This is a genomic window from Streptococcus oralis (assembly GCF_003943825.1).
Lineage (GTDB): Bacteria > Bacillota > Bacilli > Lactobacillales > Streptococcaceae > Streptococcus > Streptococcus oralis_CD.
In genome coordinates this window covers 66,764-83,305 of the sequence record NZ_RJNJ01000003.1, presented here as the reverse complement: position 1 = coordinate 83,305, position 16,542 = coordinate 66,764, and the positions used below count along the sequence as shown (strand labels likewise).

Annotated in this window: 17 protein-coding genes; 13 read left to right on the top strand and 4 right to left on the bottom strand. The window is 42.0% G+C overall.

Features of this window, described 5'->3' with window-relative positions:
* Window positions 1-113: 113 nt before the first annotated feature.
* The 4 genes from D8863_RS03485 to metG all read left to right on the top strand — a co-directional run bounded on the left by D8863_RS03485 (window position 114) and on the right by metG (window position 5,377).
* Window positions 114-1,298, top strand: coding sequence for an efflux RND transporter periplasmic adaptor subunit (locus tag D8863_RS03485; protein WP_125441094.1), 1,185 nt, complete (start codon window positions 114-116; stop codon window positions 1,296-1,298).
* On the top strand, window positions 1,282-1,983 hold the full coding sequence (locus D8863_RS03480; protein WP_000733788.1) for an ABC transporter ATP-binding protein: 702 nt from the start codon (window positions 1,282-1,284) through the stop codon (window positions 1,981-1,983). Before D8863_RS03485 ends, D8863_RS03480 begins: the two co-directional genes overlap by 17 nt.
* Before the next feature lies 1 nt (window position 1,984).
* Window positions 1,985-3,244: an ABC transporter permease gene (locus tag D8863_RS03475; protein WP_007519837.1), complete on the top strand. Its 1,260-nt coding sequence runs from the start codon at window positions 1,985-1,987 to the stop codon at window positions 3,242-3,244.
* 135 nt (window positions 3,245-3,379) lie between these two features.
* Window positions 3,380-5,377, top strand: a complete 1,998-nt coding sequence (gene metG, locus D8863_RS03470) for a methionine--tRNA ligase (RefSeq protein WP_125441093.1) — start codon at window positions 3,380-3,382, stop codon at window positions 5,375-5,377.
* A gap of 16 nt (window positions 5,378-5,393) precedes the next feature.
* On the opposite strand, the gene D8863_RS03465 is transcribed toward metG, so the two are convergent.
* The 3 genes from D8863_RS03465 to coaA all read right to left on the bottom strand — a co-directional run bounded on the left by D8863_RS03465 (window position 5,394) and on the right by coaA (window position 7,204).
* The gene (locus D8863_RS03465) at window positions 5,394-5,927 is read right to left on the bottom strand and encodes a DNA topology modulation protein (protein WP_125441092.1); all 534 of its coding nucleotides are present in this window, start codon (window positions 5,925-5,927) and stop codon (window positions 5,394-5,396) included.
* Between the two features lie 52 nt (window positions 5,928-5,979).
* Window positions 5,980-6,216, bottom strand: a complete 237-nt coding sequence (gene rpsT / locus D8863_RS03460) for a 30S ribosomal protein S20 (protein WP_001274000.1) — start codon at window positions 6,214-6,216, stop codon at window positions 5,980-5,982.
* A 67-nt stretch (window positions 6,217-6,283) separates the two neighbouring features.
* Window positions 6,284-7,204, bottom strand: coding sequence for a type I pantothenate kinase (coaA, locus tag D8863_RS03455; protein ID WP_000180520.1), 921 nt, complete (start codon window positions 7,202-7,204; stop codon window positions 6,284-6,286).
* 201 nt (window positions 7,205-7,405) lie between these two features.
* Between coaA and D8863_RS03450 the strand changes: the two genes are divergently transcribed.
* From D8863_RS03450 to D8863_RS03410, 9 genes are all read left to right on the top strand, one after another.
* Complete coding sequence (locus D8863_RS03450) at window positions 7,406-7,810, top strand: hypothetical protein (protein WP_038805414.1); 405 nt, start codon at window positions 7,406-7,408, stop codon at window positions 7,808-7,810.
* A 202-nt stretch (window positions 7,811-8,012) separates the two neighbouring features.
* Window positions 8,013-8,603: a class I SAM-dependent methyltransferase gene (locus D8863_RS03445; RefSeq protein WP_125441091.1), complete on the top strand. Its 591-nt coding sequence runs from the start codon at window positions 8,013-8,015 to the stop codon at window positions 8,601-8,603.
* A complete protein-coding gene (locus D8863_RS03440) occupies window positions 8,600-9,877 on the top strand; it encodes a pyrimidine-nucleoside phosphorylase (RefSeq protein ID WP_125441090.1) in 1,278 nt (425 codons plus the stop codon). Before D8863_RS03445 ends, D8863_RS03440 begins: the two co-directional genes overlap by 4 nt.
* 19 nt (window positions 9,878-9,896) lie before the next feature.
* On the top strand, window positions 9,897-10,559 hold the full coding sequence (gene deoC / locus D8863_RS03435) for a deoxyribose-phosphate aldolase (protein WP_125441089.1): 663 nt from the start codon (window positions 9,897-9,899) through the stop codon (window positions 10,557-10,559).
* A complete protein-coding gene (locus tag D8863_RS03430; RefSeq protein ID WP_000246111.1) occupies window positions 10,546-10,935 on the top strand; it encodes a cytidine deaminase in 390 nt (129 codons plus the stop codon). The genes deoC and D8863_RS03430 overlap by 14 nt, the downstream gene beginning before the upstream one ends.
* A gap of 89 nt (window positions 10,936-11,024) precedes the next feature.
* A complete protein-coding gene (locus tag D8863_RS03425; protein ID WP_001036150.1) occupies window positions 11,025-12,080 on the top strand; it encodes a BMP family lipoprotein in 1,056 nt (351 codons plus the stop codon).
* Between the two features lie 136 nt (window positions 12,081-12,216).
* Window positions 12,217-13,752 carry an ABC transporter ATP-binding protein gene (locus D8863_RS03420; protein ID WP_000929832.1) on the top strand — a complete coding sequence of 512 codons (1,536 nt, stop codon included), beginning with the start codon at window positions 12,217-12,219 and terminating at the stop codon, window positions 13,750-13,752.
* Window positions 13,745-14,803, top strand: coding sequence for an ABC transporter permease (locus D8863_RS03415; protein WP_125441088.1), 1,059 nt, complete (start codon window positions 13,745-13,747; stop codon window positions 14,801-14,803). Before D8863_RS03420 ends, D8863_RS03415 begins: the two co-directional genes overlap by 8 nt.
* A 2-nt stretch (window positions 14,804-14,805) precedes the next feature.
* Window positions 14,806-15,762 (top strand): ABC transporter permease, encoded by a 957-nt coding sequence (locus tag D8863_RS03410; RefSeq protein WP_125441087.1) that lies wholly within the window; start codon window positions 14,806-14,808, stop codon window positions 15,760-15,762.
* 34 nt (window positions 15,763-15,796) lie between these two features.
* Here D8863_RS03410 and plsY read toward each other — a convergent pair whose 3' ends face one another.
* Window positions 15,797-16,438, bottom strand: a complete 642-nt coding sequence (gene plsY, locus D8863_RS03405; RefSeq protein WP_125441086.1) for a glycerol-3-phosphate 1-O-acyltransferase PlsY — start codon at window positions 16,436-16,438, stop codon at window positions 15,797-15,799.
* Between the last annotated feature and the right edge of the window lie 104 nt (window positions 16,439-16,542).

The window sequence follows — 16,542 nt, the reverse complement described above, 5'->3', positions numbered from 1 at the left end:
GAACGAAATAATGGTCCTGAATTGTCATTGTTTCCATCTGAACTGTCATTGTTTGGGCTTGGTATTTCTGATATAATGGTTTTTGTAAGGCAAAAGAATAAAGGAGCTTAAAAATGAAAAGAAATAAGAAGGCAAAAAAATGGCAATTATACACAGCGATTGGTGTTGCCAGTGCTATTGTTATCGGTGCTGCGGGGATTTTGATTTTTAGACAGCCTTCCCAGTCAGCAGTCAAGGAGGAAACCTCTCATATCGTTACTGCTAAGGAAGGTTCTGTTGCTTCATCGGTTCTCTTGTCAGGTACGGTTACAGCAAAAAATGAACAATACGTTTATTTTGATGCTAGTAAGGGAGATTTAGATGAAATTCTCGTTTCAGTCGGGGACAAGGTCGAAGAAGGGCAAGCTTTGGTCAAATACAGCAGTGCAGATGCTCAAGCTGCCTATGATGCAGCCGATCGTGCAGTTGCAAAGGCAGACCGTCATATCGAGGAGTTAAACAAAGCTCGTGAAAATGCATCAGCTGTACCAGCTTCCCCACAGATTCCAACAGAAGCAGGACTCCCAGAACAAGCGCAAGCAGCGACTTCTTCCGTATCTTCTATTGATTCTCAAATCAGTGATGCCAAGGATAACCGTGCAGATGCTGTGGCTCAGCTCAACAAGGCTCAAGCTCAGCTAGATGCTGCAACTGTCCTCAGTACACTAGAAGGGACTGTAGTTGAAGTCAATCGTAATGTTTCAAAATCACCAACGGGTAACAGCCAAGTGGTGGTACATGTTGTAAGTAATGAAAACTTGCAGGTCAAAGGGGAGTTGTCTGAATACAACCTTGCTAACCTTTCTGTTGGGCAAGAAGTTACCTTTACTTCGAAGGTTTACCAAGATAAGAGCTGGACAGGAAAAATCAGCTATATTTCTGATTATCCTAAGAACAATGGAGAAGCAGCAAATGCAGCTCTTGGAGGGAATACTGGATCTAAGTATCCTTATACTGTTGATGTGACTAGCGATATCGGTGAGTTGAAACAAGGCTTCTCTGTCAGTGTGGAAGTCAAAAACAAGAGTAAAGCCATCCTTGTTCCTTTGACAAGTGTCGTTACCGAAAATGACAAAAACTATGTCTGGCTCGTTGACGACCAGAAAAAAGCGAAGAAGGTAGAAGTTACTTTGGGGAATGCGGATGCAGACAACCAAGAAATTACTTCAGGTTTGACAGACGGTGCCAAGGTCATCAGTAATCCAACATCTTCCTTGGAAGAAGGAAAAGAGGTGAAGGCTGATGAAGAAACTAATTAGTCTCAAAAATATTTGCAGGAGTTACCGAAATGGTGACCAAGAACTGCAGGTCCTTAAAAATATCAATCTAGAAGTTCATGAAGGTGAGTTTGTTGCCATTATGGGACCTTCTGGTTCTGGTAAGTCTACGTTGATGAATACCATCGGAATGTTGGATACACCAACCAGTGGAGAATACTACCTTGAAGGGCAAGAAGTTGCAGGCCTTGGAGAGAAACAACTGGCCAAGGTCCGCAACCAGCAAATCGGCTTTGTCTTTCAGCAGTTCTTTCTCTTGTCCAAGCTCAATGCGCTTCAAAACGTCGAATTGCCCTTGATTTACGCTGGAGTTTCGGCTTCAAAACGTCGAAAATTGGCTGAGGAATTTCTGGAAAAGGTTGAGCTGACGGAGCGCAGTCATCATTTGCCGTCTGAGTTATCAGGTGGTCAAAAGCAACGTGTAGCGATTGCGCGTGCCTTGGTAAATAATCCCTCTATCATCCTAGCAGACGAACCCACAGGAGCCTTGGATACCAAGACAGGAAATCAAATCATGCAGCTGTTGGTGGAGTTAAACAAGGAAGGGAAAACCATTATCATGGTCACGCATGAGCCTGAGATTGCTGCCTATGCCAAACGCCAAATTGTCATTCGTGATGGTGTCATCTCGTCTGACAGTGCTCAGGTAGAAAAGGAGGAAAACTAAGATGCAGAATCTGAAATTTGCCTTTTCATCCATCATGGCCCACAAGATGCGTTCCTTCCTGACTATGATTGGGATTATCATCGGAGTTTCGTCTGTCGTTGTCATCATGGCTCTGGGAGACTCCATGTCTCGTCAGGTCAATAAAAACATGACCAAATCACAGAAGGATATCCATGTCTTTTTCTCTCCTATTAAAAGCAAGGACGGCTCCTTTACGCAGAAACAATCCGCTTTGACAGTCAGTGGGAAAGAAGAGGATGTTCATGTTGAACCACCAAAACCACTAGAATCCTGGGTCAAGGAAGCTGCCAAACTCAAAGGAGTAGACAGTTACTATGTCACCAACTCGACCAACGTCACCCTATCTTATAAGGATAAGAAGGTTGAACGCGCGACTCTGACAGGCGGAAATAGCACCTACATGAACGCAGTTGAAAATGAAATCGTTGCGGGTAGAAGTCTAAGACCGCAAGACTACAAGGAATTTGCCAGTGTGATTTTGTTGGATGAAGAACTAGCCAAGAGTTTGTTTGATAGTCCAGAAGCTGCGGTTAATCAAGTCATCTCTGTCAATGAATTTAGTTACCGTGTGATTGGCGTTTATACTAGCAATGAAGCTAAAACTGCTAAAGCCTTTGGGATTGGTGGTCTTCCAATTACGACTAATATCTCTCTCGCAGCCAATTTTAATACTGATGAAATCTCGAACATCGTCTTTCGTGTCAATGATACTAGTCTAACGCAGACCTTGGGTCCGGAGTTGGCTCGAAAACTGACTGAGATTGCAGGTCTTCAGCAAGGGGAGTACCAAGTTGCGGATGCAACTGCCGCCTTCCAAGAGGTACAACAACTATTTGGTTTTATGACAACCATTATCAGTGCCATTGCAGGAATCTCTCTCTTTGTCGGGGGAACTGGTGTTATGAATATCATGCTGGTTTCGGTGACAGAACGCACGCGTGAGATTGGTCTGCGGAAAGCTCTCGGAGCTACTCGGGCTAATATCTTGGTACAGTTTTTGATTGAATCCATGATCTTAACCTTGCTAGGTGGTGTCATCGGTCTTGGGATTGCTGCTGGAATGACCATGTTAGCCGGAGTATTGCTTCAAAACATGATTGCAGGTATCGAAGTTGGGGTTTCCCTCCCAATCGCTCTCTTTAGCTTGGCTGTATCAGCTAGCGTTGGTATGATATTTGGTGTCTTACCAGCCAATAAAGCCTCTAAGCTTGATCCGATAGAAGCCCTTCGCTATGAATAAGATATAGAACAGAAAAAACAAGATGGACATTTGTCTGTCTTGTTTTTGTATGAATTTCTCTATCGAAAATCACTAAAAATATGATATAATGAAGTGTTAGAAAAACAGGTTTCATTTGCCTGGAAAGGAAAAAATATGTCTGAAAAGAATTTTTATATTACAACACCGATTTACTATCCATCTGGTAAACTTCATATCGGTTCTGCCTACACAACTATCTCCTGTGATGTCTTAGCACGTTACAAACGCCTTATGGGCTACGATGTCTTTTATCTGACTGGTCTTGATGAGCATGGCCAAAAGATTCAACAAAAAGCAGAAGAAGCTAGTATTACACCACAAGCCTATGTTGATGGCATGGTAGTTGGAGTTAAAGAACTCTGGCAATTACTGGATATCTCATATGATAAATTTATCCGTACCACAGACGATTACCATGAAAAAGTAGTGGCTCAAGTCTTTGAACGTTTGCTTGCTCAAGATGATATCTACTTGGGTGAATATTCTGGTTGGTATTCAGTCTCAGATGAGGAATTCTTTACAGAAAGCCAGCTGGCAGAAGTATTCCGTGACGAAGCTGGAAATGTGACGGGCGGTATCGCTCCATCAGGACATGAAGTGGAATGGGTTTCAGAAGAGTCTTATTTCCTTCGCCTCAGCAAATACCAAGACCGTTTGGTTGAATTTTTCAAATCGCACCCTGATTTCATCACTCCAGATGGTCGTCTCAACGAAATGTTACGTAATTTCATTGAGCCAGGTTTGGAAGACTTAGCGGTTTCTCGTACAACCTTTACATGGGGAGTACCAGTTCCATCAAATCCAAAACACGTTGTCTATGTTTGGATTGACGCTCTCCTTAACTATGCGACAGCTCTTGGTTATGGTCAAGACGATCATACTAACTTTGACAAGTTCTGGAACGGAACAGTCTTCCACATGGTCGGAAAAGATATTCTCCGTTTCCACTCCATCTACTGGCCAATCCTTCTTATGATGTTGGATGTTAAATTGCCAGACCGCTTGATTGCTCACGGTTGGTTTGTCATGAAAGACGGCAAGATGTCTAAGTCAAAAGGGAATGTTGTTTACCCTGAAATGTTGGTAGAGCGCTATGGACTAGATCCTCTTCGTTACTACCTCATGCGTAGTCTTCCGGTTGGTTCAGATGGAACCTTCACTCCTGAAGACTATGTAGGCCGTATCAACTATGAATTGGCAAATGACCTTGGAAACCTCCTTAACCGCACGGTTTCTATGATTAACAAGTACTTTGATGGGCAAATTCCAGCCTATGTAGAGGGTGTAACAGAGTTTGATAATGCTCTTGCTGAGGTTGCAGAACAATCAATCGCAGACTACCATTCACACATGGAAGCAGTTGACTACCCACGTGCTTTAGAAGCAGTCTGGACACTTATCTCTCGTACTAACAAATACATCGATGAGACAGCCCCATGGGTCTTGGCTAAGGATGAAGCCCTTCGCGACCAATTGGCAAGTGTCATGAGCCACTTGGCAGCTAGCCTTCGTGTTGTAGCTCACTTGATTGAACCATTTATGATGGAAACCAGTCGTGCAGTCTTGACTCAACTTGGTCTCGCAGAAGTTTCTAGCCTAGAAAACTTGAGCTTGGCTGATTTCCCTGAGGGTGTGACTGTTGTTGCCAAAGGAACACCAATCTTCCCACGTCTGGATATGGAAGAAGAAATCGCCTATATCAAGGAACAAATGGAAGGCAACAAACCAGCCGTTGAAAAAGAATGGAATCCAGATGAAGTCGAACTCAAACTAAACAGGGAAGAAATCAAGTTTGAAGACTTTGACAAGGTTGAAATCCGTGTCGCAGAAATCAAAGAAGTTTCTAAAGTAGAAGGTTCTGATAAGTTGCTTCAATTCCGCTTGGATGCTGGTGATGGTGAAGATCGTCAAATCCTCTCAGGAATTGCAAAATACTATCCAAATGAGCAAGAATTGGTCGGCAAGAAAGTCCAAATCGTTGCTAACCTTAAACCACGTAAAATGATGAAAAAATATGTCAGTCAAGGGATGATTCTCTCAGCTGAACATGATGGCAAATTAACTCTTCTTACAGTTGATCCAGCTGTACCAAACGGAAGTGTGATTGGGTAATAGCGAAAAACCAACGTTATACACGTTGGTTTTTCTTGTTATGCGCGAGATTTTCTAAGAAGTGGTCCATCTCCTTTTGCGACCGGAGGACAATTACTTTCTCTGTATAGGTTTCTTGAACCCGTTGATAACGTTCTTTAGCAGTTTTGGTCCGCCCATCCCAGAGAATCCATCTGATAAATTCCCAGTCAAAGCGTTCAGGGCAACCTGCAGCCATACTTTCTCTGACCTTGCCTCGGTAAGTGAGATACCGCTTAAAGGCTCGAAAGAGACAAGTCCATGGTGAAAAATTGAGAAAGATGATTTGGTCAGCTTCCTGCATTCTTTCTTCATAGCAACACCAAGAGTAGTTGCCATCTATGACCCAAGCTTCATATTTAGTGAGAAAGTTCTTCATCTCGCCCAGCATCCATTCGCGGTCACTGTCTTGCCAACCAGGTTGAAATTGAAGTGTATCTATATGCAGTTTGGGGATAGAGTAGAACTGGGATAACTTTTGTGCCAGGGTTGATTTCCCAGCTCCAGAATAGCCAATGATTGCAATTTTCATTTTCTACCTTTTCGTAATGGAGGACAAAAAAACAGCCTCGGTGGACTGTTTCTTATTTAGCAAGTTTAGCTGAAAGACGAGCTTTATCGCGGCTTGCTTTGTTTTTATGAATCAAACCTTTAGTTTCTGCTTTGTCGATAGCTGAGCTAGCAGCACGGAAAAGTTCTTCAGAAGGGTTTGCTTCGAAAGCTTTGATAGCAGTACGCATAGCTGATTTTTGAGCTGAGTTTTTTTCGTTTTGTTTAACGTTCAATTCAGCGCGTTTGATAGCTGATTTAATGTTTGCCAATGTTCTTACCTCCATATTTACTAACTATACCATTATATATGAAAACTTAGGTTTTGACAAGGGGAAATTATTTTTTTAGGTAAATTTCATCGATTTCATGGTTTTTAGTCTTGTGGAGAATGACCTCGGCGCGATTCCTTGTTGGCTCGATATAGTTTTGTAGATTTGTGAGATTAATGCTGGTCCAAACTTGATGTGCAAATGCTTCAACTTCTCCAATTGGCATTTGAGTAAAACGGTGGTAGTAGCTGTTGGGGTCATTTTGGGCAAAGCTGAGGAGTTTTAAGAAACGATCCAGATACCAGCTTTCAATGTCCTCGACAGCAGCATCCACATAGATGGAGAAATCAAAGAAATCAGTGATGTAAAGGCGCTCGTTTTGAGGGTTTTGAAAGACATTGATGCCCTCGACAATTACAAAATCAGCAGCTTTGACACGTTGTTTCTCTCCAGGAACGATATCATACACTTCATGAGAATAGACAGGAATATCAACATCTTGCCCATTCTTTAGGCGGTCAAGAAAATTCAGCAAGGTTTCCATATCATAACTTTCAGGAAAACCTTTGCGATTTAAGATATCTTGGTCAATCAAGGTTTGATTGGGATAGAGAAAACCGTCAGTTGTCACTAGCTCTACAGTAGCATCCGGTAGAGTACGTGATAGAAGAATCTGAAGTAAGCGACTAGTAGTCGATTTGCCCACAGCAACACTACCAGAAACCCCAATGATAAAAGGTTGGGATTTGCTTTCGCGTTGAAGAAAAATTCCTTTTGAAAATGCCAAATCATCCTTGGTGCGCTTGTAAATATGGATAAGATGAACTAGGGGAAGATAGACATCTGTTACGTCCTGTAGACTAATCTGGTCATTGAAACTCTTGATGGATTCTAACTCTTCCTCTGTCAAGGGAGGGGTTGTTTTGCGATGCAATGATTGCCAAGTCTGGCGACTGATTTTTTCAAAATGTAAAAATTCGTTGGTCATTTGTTTTCCCCTAGATATTTTGTTTATCATACCATAAAAAGCTAAAAAGATAAAGCGGTTACTTGATGGTAGTAAGTCAATATCGTATAATAGAGGTAGATGGAGGTTGAATAATTTAATGATGAGATAGGGAATGGTTTCTAAAGACTTATCAGTTATTGAAAGTGGGCTTTTTGGTTTACAACTTATTGGAGGTGTGTCATGAAAATCTTAAAACGTTATATATTGGAACTCTGTTTTATTTTAAGTTTTGCCTTACCTTTTATAAGGGGAGCGAATGCGGATAATGGGAGACGCTTTGTGGAAATCTATTACGGTTTTACTTTTTTGATGGAACATGCCATTGTAACAGTTGTCTTTATCTGTTCGCTCTTGATTGCTTGGCTAGTAAAAAAGCAGTGGACGAAATGGCTTGCTGCTGGTAGTTATCTATTTTTGATTTTGTGGATTGCTACAGAAGGATATCTATTCCGTATGTCACTAGAAGATTTGATACGACTTTGGACAAGTTTGGAAATCTTGACACAAACTTATCAGTTGGGTTTTTATCTAAACATCATATTGGGAATCTTGTTGATAATAAAGTATTTTAAGGTTAAGAAATAGTAATAAAAATGCGCCCGATTGCAGACGAACTGTTTTTCCCTGACTATGATAATTTGTAGTTCCCGATAGATTGTAATGTATTTCTAATAATTGCAAGAGATTGAAGAAAAGGTTTTTTGACTAGGATTCTTCAGTCTTTTTCATTTGATCATCACTTTGTAAACGATTTACAATTCAAGCCAAATTATGGTAAAATAGTTTTATGAGTAAAATGTATTATGCAGAAAATCCTGATGCTGCTCACGACATTCATGAGTTGAGAGTGGAGTTGTTGGGAGAAAACATGACCTTTTTGACGGATGCGGGTGTTTTTAGCAAGAAAATGGTTGACTTTGGGAGTCAGCTTTTATTAAAGTGTCTAGAGGTTAACAAAGGAGAGACGGTCCTTGATGTGGGTTGTGGTTATGGACCATTGGGCTTGTCATTGGTCAAGGCTTATGGAGTTCAGGCAACCATGGTCGATATCAATAATCGTGCCTTGGACTTAGCACGACAAAATGCCGAACGAAATAGAGTAGAAGCGGAGATTTTCCAATCCAATATCTATGAGCAAGTTGAAGGGAAGTTTGACCATGTTATTTCCAATCCGCCGATTCGAGCGGGAAAGCAAGTTGTTCATGAGATTATCGAAAAGAGCAGAGATTTCTTGAAAGACGGAGGAGATTTAACCATTGTCATTCAGAAAAAACAAGGAGCTCCAAGTGCTAGAAATAAGATGGAAGACGTTTTTGACAATTGTGAAATCGTAAAGAAAGATAAGGGATACTATATCCTTAGAAGTGTGAAAGAATGAGAGCAGTTGATTTAATCCAAAAGAAACGAGATGGTCAAGAACTGACTACGGCTGAAATAAAATGGTTGGTAGAAGGCTATGTGGCTGGAACTGTTCCAGATTATCAAATGTCTGCTTTTGCTATGGCTGTTTATTTTAAAAGAATGACCACACGTGAGATTTCTGATCTGACGATGAATATGGTCAAGACAGGTCAAGAGTTTGATTTATCAGCTATTGATGGGGTTAAAGTTGATAAGCATTCGACTGGTGGTGTAGGTGATAAAGTGACCTTAATCTTGGCTCCCCTTGTTGCGAGTTTCGGCGTGCCTGTTGCTAAGATGAGTGGTCGAGGTCTCGGCCATACTGGTGGGACAATTGATAAATTGGAGTCCATTAAGGGCTATCAAGTCGAACGAAGTCAAGAGGATTTCATTCGTCAGGTACAGGACATTGGTGTATCTGTCATTGGGCAGTCAGATCAGCTGGTTAAAGCAGATAAACTTCTCTATGCCCTCCGTGATGTGACAGCAACTGTCGACACGATTCCTTTGATTGCGAGTTCGGTGATGAGCAAGAAAATTGCTGCAGGAGCGGATGCCATTTTGCTAGACGTAACGGTCGGTGAGGGTGCCTTCATGAAGACTGTTGATGAGGCGCGCGAATTGGCTCAAACCATGGTGGATCTTGGTAAGGCAGTTGGTCGAAAGACGGTAGCAGTCATTACCGATATGAGCCAACCCTTGGGAAAAGCCATTGGCAATCGTCTCGAAATCCTTGAGGCAATCGAGATTCTTCAAGGAAAAGGCCGAGAAGATATTAGTCACTTTATCTGCGAGCTAGCTCAGATTATGCTTGGCTTGGCTGATGTTGAGAAAACGATCGAGGAAATCCGTCAACACCTGGAAAATGGCCAAGCACTGGCTAAGTTTGAAGAAATGGTAGCAGCACAAGGCGGTGATTTAGAAGATCTTTATCGCCCCGTCAAAGTTGCCCATGTGGTGGAAATCTCTGCTCAAGAAACGGGTGTTATTTCAGCTCTTCCTGCAATGGAATTTGGGCTCTATGCCATGAGACTAGGAGCCGGTCGTGCAGTCAAGACTGATGACTTGGACTATGAAACAGGGATTGTTTTTGAAAAGAAAGTTGGAGACTCCGTCCAAAAAGGAGAAATTGTTGCAAAAGTTTATACAAATGGAAAAATTTCTTCTGAACTAGTTACAGAATTTCAAAAATATGTTAAAATAAATGATGGAGTGCAAAGTTTACGAGAAATTATAGAAATTATCTCATAAAACCAGGGAGAATCCGAATATGAAGTTAAATAAATATATTGATCATACGCTTTTAAAGCAAGATGCAAGCCAAGAACAAATTGATCGTTTGCTATCTGAAGCGCGTGAGTATGACTTTGCCAGCGTTTGTGTTAATCCCACATGGGTTAAACATGCGAAAAAAGGGCTTGAAGGCTCAGATGTAAAGGTTTGTACAGTAGTAGGTTTTCCTTTGGGAGCAACAACTTCAGCTGTGAAAGCTTTTGAAACAAAAGAAGCTGTCCAAAACGGTGCAGATGAGATTGATATGGTTATCAATGTCGGTGCCCTCAAATCAGGCAATCTTGATTTGGTTGAATCGGACATCCGTGCTGTCGTAGAAGCAAGTGGTGACAAGCTAGTGAAAGTCATTATCGAAGCTTGCTTGTTGACAGACGATGAAAAGGTTGTGGCCTGCCAATTATCCCAGAAAGCAGGCGCAGACTATGTCAAAACATCAACTGGATTTTCAACTGGTGGTGCCACTATAGAGGATGTTCAGTTGATGCGTAAAACAGTCGGGCCAGATATGGGAGTTAAGGCAGCTGGTGGAGCGCGTTCATATGCGGATGCTGTCGCTTTTGTGGAAGCAGGCGCTACCCGTATCGGAACATCTGCTGGTGTAACAATCTTAAAAGGAGAATTGGCAGATGGCGACTACTGAGTTGATTGAACTAGCAATTGAAACCAGCAAACAAGCCTATGTCCCCTATTCTCATTTTCCCATAGGTGCTGTTTTAGTAGCCAAGGATGGTAGTATTTATACGGGTGTGAACATCGAGAATGCTAGTTATCCCTTGACTAATTGTGGAGAGCGTACTGCTATTTTTAAAGCAGTTTCGGAGGGGCAACGAGAGTTTTCAGAGTTGATTGTCTACGGACAAACTGAAAAACCCATTTCGCCATGTGGTGCTTGCCGCCAGGTCATGGTTGAATTTTTTGAACAAGATCTAAAAGTGACCTTAGTCGCTAAAGATAAATCGACGGTCGAGATGACGGTCGGGGAGTTACTTCCATACTCATTTACAGACTTAAACTAGTCTGAGTCACTCTCTGAGTGATGCGGTCCTTGTGGCCAACCAATCCATACTTGCAACATCGTTGCACATCTTATTTAGGAGGTTCAGTAATGAACAAGAAACAATGGCTAGGCCTTGGTCTAGTTGCAGTAGCAGCAGTTGGACTTGCTGCATGTGGTAACCGCTCTTCTCGTAACGCAGCTTCATCTTCATCAGAAATGAAGACCAAAGCAGCAATCGTAACAGATACTGGTGGTGTTGATGATAAATCATTTAACCAATCAGCTTGGGAAGGTTTGCAAGACTGGGGTAAAGAACACAATCTTTCTAAAGATAAAGGTTACACTTACTTCCAATCAACAAGCGAAGCAGACTATGCTAACAACTTGCAACAAGCGGCTGGAAGTTACAACCTGATCTTCGGTGTTGGTTTTGCCCTTCACAATGCAGTTGAGGAAGCAGCAAAAGACCACTCTGACCTAAACTATGTCTTGATTGATGATGTGATTGAAGGTCAAAAGAATGTTGCGAGCGTAAGATTTGCAGATAATGAAGCAGCTTACCTTGCTGGTGTTGCAGCAGCAAAAACTACAAAAACAAAACAAGTTGGTTTTGTAGGTGGTATCGAATCTGAAGTTATTTCACGTTTTGCAGCTGGATTCAAAGCTGGTGTTGAGTCAGTAGACCCATCTATCAAAGTCCAAGTTGACTACGCTGGTTCATTTGGTGATGCTGCCAAAGGTAAAACAATCGCAGCAGCTCAATACGCTGCCGGTGCAGACGTTGTCTACCAAGCAGCTGGTGGTACAGGTGCTGGTGTCTTTGCTGAAGCAAAATCATTGAACGAAAACAAAAATGAAAACGAAAAAGTTTGGGTTATCGGTGTAGACCGTGACCAAGCAGCAGAAGGTAAATACACTTCTAAAGATGGTAAAGAATCTAACTTCGTTCTTGTATCTACATTGAAACAAGTTGGTACAACTGTAAAAGATATTGCCAACAAAACAGAAAAAGGTGAATTCCCTGGTGGACAAGTGATTGTTTACTCATTGAAAGATAAAGGGGTTGAGCTAGCAGTAACAAACCTTTCAGAAGAAGGTAAAAAAGCTGTTGAAGATGCAAAAGCTAAGATCCTTGACGGAAGCGTAAAAGTTCCAGAAAAATAATGGATAAAAGTCATTTCTTAGGAAGCGGCCATCGGTCGCTTCTTTAAGAATTGAGGCAATTTTTGTCTCAATAGAGCTTGTTAATGTGATTAGCAGGTTTTATTGAAATAAAATAAACCTCTGAAAGGAAGAGCATATGGCACACGAAAATGTCATTGAGATGCGGGATATTACCAAGGTGTTTGGTGAATTTGTAGCAAACGACAAAATCAACTTGCAACTGCGAAAAGGTGAAATCCATGCACTTTTAGGAGAAAATGGAGCGGGTAAATCTACTCTGATGAATATGCTGGCAGGACTTCTTGAGCCAACGAGTGGTGAAATTGTGGTGAATGGTCAGGTTGTAAAACTAGACTCACCATCTAAAGCCGCTGGTCTTGGAATTGGGATGGTTCACCAACATTTTATGTTGGTTGAGGCTTTTACAGTAGCTGAGAATATCATTTTAGGGAGTGAAATCACTAAAAATGGTGTTCTAGACATAGCTGGTGCTACTAAAGAAATCAAGGCTCTTTCTGAACGTTATGGTTTGGCAGTGGATCCTGCTGCTAAGGTGGCGGATATTTCCGTTGGTGCCCAACAACGTGTAGAAATCTTGAAAACACTCTATCGTGGTGCTGATATCCTTATCTTTGACGAACCTACAGCCGTATTGACTCCTTCAGAGATTGATGAGTTGATGGCAATCATGAAAAACCTTGTCAAAGAAGGGAAGTCGATCATTTTGATTACCCATAAACTGGATGAGATTCGTGCAGTATCTAATCGAGTGACGGTTATCCGTCGTGGAAAATCAATCCAGACGGTTGAAATCGCAGGGGCAACAAATGCGGACTTGGCAGAAATGATGGTTGGACGCTCAGTCTCCTTTAAAACGGAAAAACAAGCACCACAACCCAAAGAAGTGGTCTTGTCTATCAAAGACTTGGTTGTCAATGAAAACCGCGGTGTACCAGCAGTGAAAAATCTTTCTTTGGATGTTCGTGCTGGCGAAATTGTCGGTATTGCAGGTATTGATGGCAATGGTCAATCTGAACTCATTCAAGCTATTACTGGTCTTCGTAAAATTGAGTCAGGTAGCGTTGAATTAAAAGGCAAATCAATCGTAGGGATGCATCCTCGACAAATTACAGAACTAAGCGTGGGGCATGTTCCTGAGGATCGTCACCGTGATGGTTTGATTTTGGAGATGATGATTTCAGAAAATATCGCCCTTCAAACCTACTATAAAGAACCACTCAGCAAGAATGGTATCTTGAACTATGCCAACATCACTTCACATGCTAAGAAATTGATGGAAGAATTCGATGTTCGTGCGGCAAGCGAATTTGTTCCAGCAGCAGCTCTTTCAGGAGGAAATCAACAAAAAGCGATTATCGCTCGTGAGATTGATCGTGATCCTGATCTCCTTATCGTCAGCCAGCCAACTCGTGGTTTGGATGTCGGTGCCATTGAATATATCCACAAACGTTTGATTGAAGAACGTGATAACGGGAAGGCTGTCCTTGTTGTCAGCTTTGAATTGGATGAGATTTTAAATGTCTCAGACCGAATTGCTGTTATTCACGATGGTAAGATTCAAGGTATTGTATCGCCAGAAACGACTAACAAACAAGAACTTGGTGTCTTGATGGCAGGTGGAAACTTGGGAAAGGAGAAGAGTGATGTCTAAAAAATTACAACAAATTTCGGTTCCCTTGATTTCCGTATTCTTAGGAATCCTGCTCGGAGCCATTGTCATGTGGATCTTCGGATATGATGCTATCTGGGGCTATGAGGAGTTGTTCTATACAGCTTTTGGTAGCCTCCGTGGGATTGGAGAAATTTTCCGTGCCATGGGTCCTCTTGTCTTGATAGGTCTTGGTTTTGCAGTTGCCAGTCGTGCAGGTTTCTTTAACGTCGGGCTTCCTGGTCAGGCTTTGGCAGGCTGGATTCTCAGTGGTTGGTTTGCCTTGTCAAATCCAGATATGCCTCGTCTCGTTTTGATTCCATTGACAGTGATCATTGCTTTGATCGCAGGTGGAATTGTTGGTTCGATTCCAGGTATCCTCAGAGCCTATCTCGGTACGTCAGAGGTTATCGTGACCATCATGATGAACTATATTGTATTGTATGTGGGAAATGCCTTTATTCATGCCTTTCCTAAAGATATTATGCAAAGTACAGACTCAACGATTCGTGTTAGTGCCAATGCTACATACCAGACACCATGGTTATCAGAGTTGACTGGAAATTCTCGTATGAATATTGGAATCTTCTTTGCAATCATTGCTGTAGCTGTGATTTGGTTCTTGCTCAAGAAAACGACTCTCGGTTTTGAAATTCGCGCAGTTGGTCTCAATCCCCATGCCTCAGAGTACGCTGGTATTTCAGCAAAACGTACAATCATCCTATCAATGATTATCTCTGGTGCCTTGGCTGGTCTTGGTGGAGCTGTCGAAGGTCTTGGAACCTTCCAAAACGTTTACGTTCAGGGCTCATCATTGGCTATCGGATTTAACGGGATGGCAGTTAGTTTGCTTGCTGGAAATTCACCAATTGGAATTCTCTTTGCAGCCTTCTTATTTGGTGTTCTACAAGTTGGTGCACCGGGTATGAACGCAGCGCAAGTTCCGTCTGAGCTTGTTAGCATTGTAACAGCGTCTATTATCTTCTTTGTTAGCGTTCACTACATTATCGAACGCTTTGTCAAACCTAAAAAACAAGTTAAAGGAGGTAAGTAAGGATGTCTATTACAACATTACTCACCCTCTTGGTCTCTTCTATGCTGATATACTCAGCACCACTTATTTTTACGAGTATCGGAGGAGTTTTCTCTGAACGTGGTGGTGTCGTTAACGTCGGTCTTGAAGGAATTATGGTTATGGGAGCCTTTTCTGGGGTTGTCTTTAACCTTGAGTTTGCAGAACAACTTGGAGCAGCGACTCCTTGGATTTCCTTGTTAGTTGCTGGTATCGTGGGAGCTATTTTCTCCCTCATCCATGCAGTCGCTACAGTTCATTTCCGTGCGGACCATGTTGTCAGTGGTACAGTATTGAACTTGATGGCTCCTGCCCTAGCAGTTTTCTTGGTTAAAGTTCTTTATAACAAAGGACAAACGGATAACTTAAGCCAGACTTTTGGACGTTTTGATTTCCCAGTTTTGGCTGATATCCCTGTGATTGGAGATATCTTCTTCAAGTCAACAAGTCTTCTTGGCTACTTGGCCATTGCCTTCTCATTCCTTGCTTGGTTTATCCTCTTCAAGACCCGATTTGGTCTTCGCCTTCGCTCTGTCGGGGAACACCCTCAAGCAGCGGATACCTTGGGGATCAATGTCTACATGATGCGATATCTTGGAGTTATTATTTCAGGTTTCCTTGGGGGAATTGGGGGAGCGATTTATGCTCAATCCATTTCAGTTAACTTCTCAGTGACAACTATTGTCGGTCCTGGATTTATCGCTCTTGCTGCGATGATCTTTGGTAAATGGAACCCAATCGGTGCTATGCTTTCTAGTCTTTTCTTTGGACTTTCACAAAGTTTGGCAGTTATCGGTTCTCAATTGCCTTTCCTACAAGGAGTGCCAGCGGTTTACCTTCAAATCGCACCTTATGTCTTGACCATCCTTGTCTTAGCAGCCTTCTTTGGAAAAGCAGTTGCACCTAAGGCAGACGGTATCAACTATATCAAATCAAAATAAGCATACAAAAAAAACGTCAGTTCAAACTGGCGTTTTATTTCTTAGGATTTTGATGTGTCAAGTTTAGTCCCCAAGGAACGAGGTTTTCAGTTTTATTTTTGATACGTGTGATATTATCCTTGTGACGAATGATAATCAAGCTAGCAAGTGCTAGGATAATCAAAATGAAGAGAGGGTCATAGCTGTTCAGGATAAATCCAAATAGTGGAAATAGGAGAACTCCGATAACGGCTGCGATAGAAGCAGTAACGCTAGACAGAGAAATCATACTGCCTAGATAGAGGGTTCCAAAGAATACGATTGCCAGGTAGAGACAGAAGACAGGCGCAAATCCGAAAACAACTCCAGCGCTTGTTGCGACAGCCTTGCCCCCTTTAAAACCTGCAAAGATAGGAAAGGTATGTCCAATTACGGCCAAAAGTCCAAAGACGAGAGGTGATACACCTTGTTGGTGGAAAAGAATAGGAAGTACAGTGGCCAAGGTCCCTTTAAAGAAGTCAATCACAAAGGTTGCCATACCTGCTTTCTTACCTAAAATACGGAAAGTATTGGTTGTTCCTGTGTTACCAGAACCGTGTTCACGCAGATTTGTTTGAAAGAAAACTTGTCCAATCCATAGACCAGACGGAATCGAACCTAGCAGATAAGCTAAAATTAATAATACAAATGTCATCATAGACCTATTATACCATGAAATGCTGTGGAAAGTCAGAGAATATCCTGTGAAATTGTGACAGCTGAAAGGGAAAAGCTTTGCAAAATTGCTAGAAAACCTGTAAA

Bases quoted from the DNA above. Each gene is read 5' to 3' on its own strand.
- D8863_RS03410 (WP_125441087.1), top strand. From the start codon at position 14,806: ATGTCTATTACAACATTACTCACCCTCTTGGTCTCTTCTATGCTGATA.
- deoC (WP_125441089.1), top strand. From the start codon at position 9,897: ATGAAGTTAAATAAATATATTGATCATACGCTTTTAAAGCAAGATGCA.
- D8863_RS03485 (WP_125441094.1), top strand. From the start codon at position 114: ATGAAAAGAAATAAGAAGGCAAAAAAATGGCAATTATACACAGCGATT.
- coaA (WP_000180520.1), bottom strand. From the start codon at position 7,204: ATGACCAACGAATTTTTACATTTTGAAAAAATCAGTCGCCAGACTTGG.
- metG (WP_125441093.1), top strand. From the start codon at position 3,380: ATGTCTGAAAAGAATTTTTATATTACAACACCGATTTACTATCCATCT.
- D8863_RS03450 (WP_038805414.1), top strand. From the start codon at position 7,406: ATGAAAATCTTAAAACGTTATATATTGGAACTCTGTTTTATTTTAAGT.
- D8863_RS03440 (WP_125441090.1), top strand. From the start codon at position 8,600: ATGAGAGCAGTTGATTTAATCCAAAAGAAACGAGATGGTCAAGAACTG.
- D8863_RS03425 (WP_001036150.1), top strand. From the start codon at position 11,025: ATGAACAAGAAACAATGGCTAGGCCTTGGTCTAGTTGCAGTAGCAGCA.
- plsY (WP_125441086.1), bottom strand. From the start codon at position 16,438: ATGATGACATTTGTATTATTAATTTTAGCTTATCTGCTAGGTTCGATT.
- D8863_RS03445 (WP_125441091.1), top strand. From the start codon at position 8,013: ATGAGTAAAATGTATTATGCAGAAAATCCTGATGCTGCTCACGACATT.
- D8863_RS03465 (WP_125441092.1), bottom strand. From the start codon at position 5,927: ATGAAAATTGCAATCATTGGCTATTCTGGAGCTGGGAAATCAACCCTG.
- D8863_RS03420 (WP_000929832.1), top strand. From the start codon at position 12,217: ATGGCACACGAAAATGTCATTGAGATGCGGGATATTACCAAGGTGTTT.
- D8863_RS03430 (WP_000246111.1), top strand. From the start codon at position 10,546: ATGGCGACTACTGAGTTGATTGAACTAGCAATTGAAACCAGCAAACAA.
- D8863_RS03475 (WP_007519837.1), top strand. From the start codon at position 1,985: ATGCAGAATCTGAAATTTGCCTTTTCATCCATCATGGCCCACAAGATG.
- D8863_RS03415 (WP_125441088.1), top strand. From the start codon at position 13,745: ATGTCTAAAAAATTACAACAAATTTCGGTTCCCTTGATTTCCGTATTC.
- D8863_RS03480 (WP_000733788.1), top strand. From the start codon at position 1,282: ATGAAGAAACTAATTAGTCTCAAAAATATTTGCAGGAGTTACCGAAAT.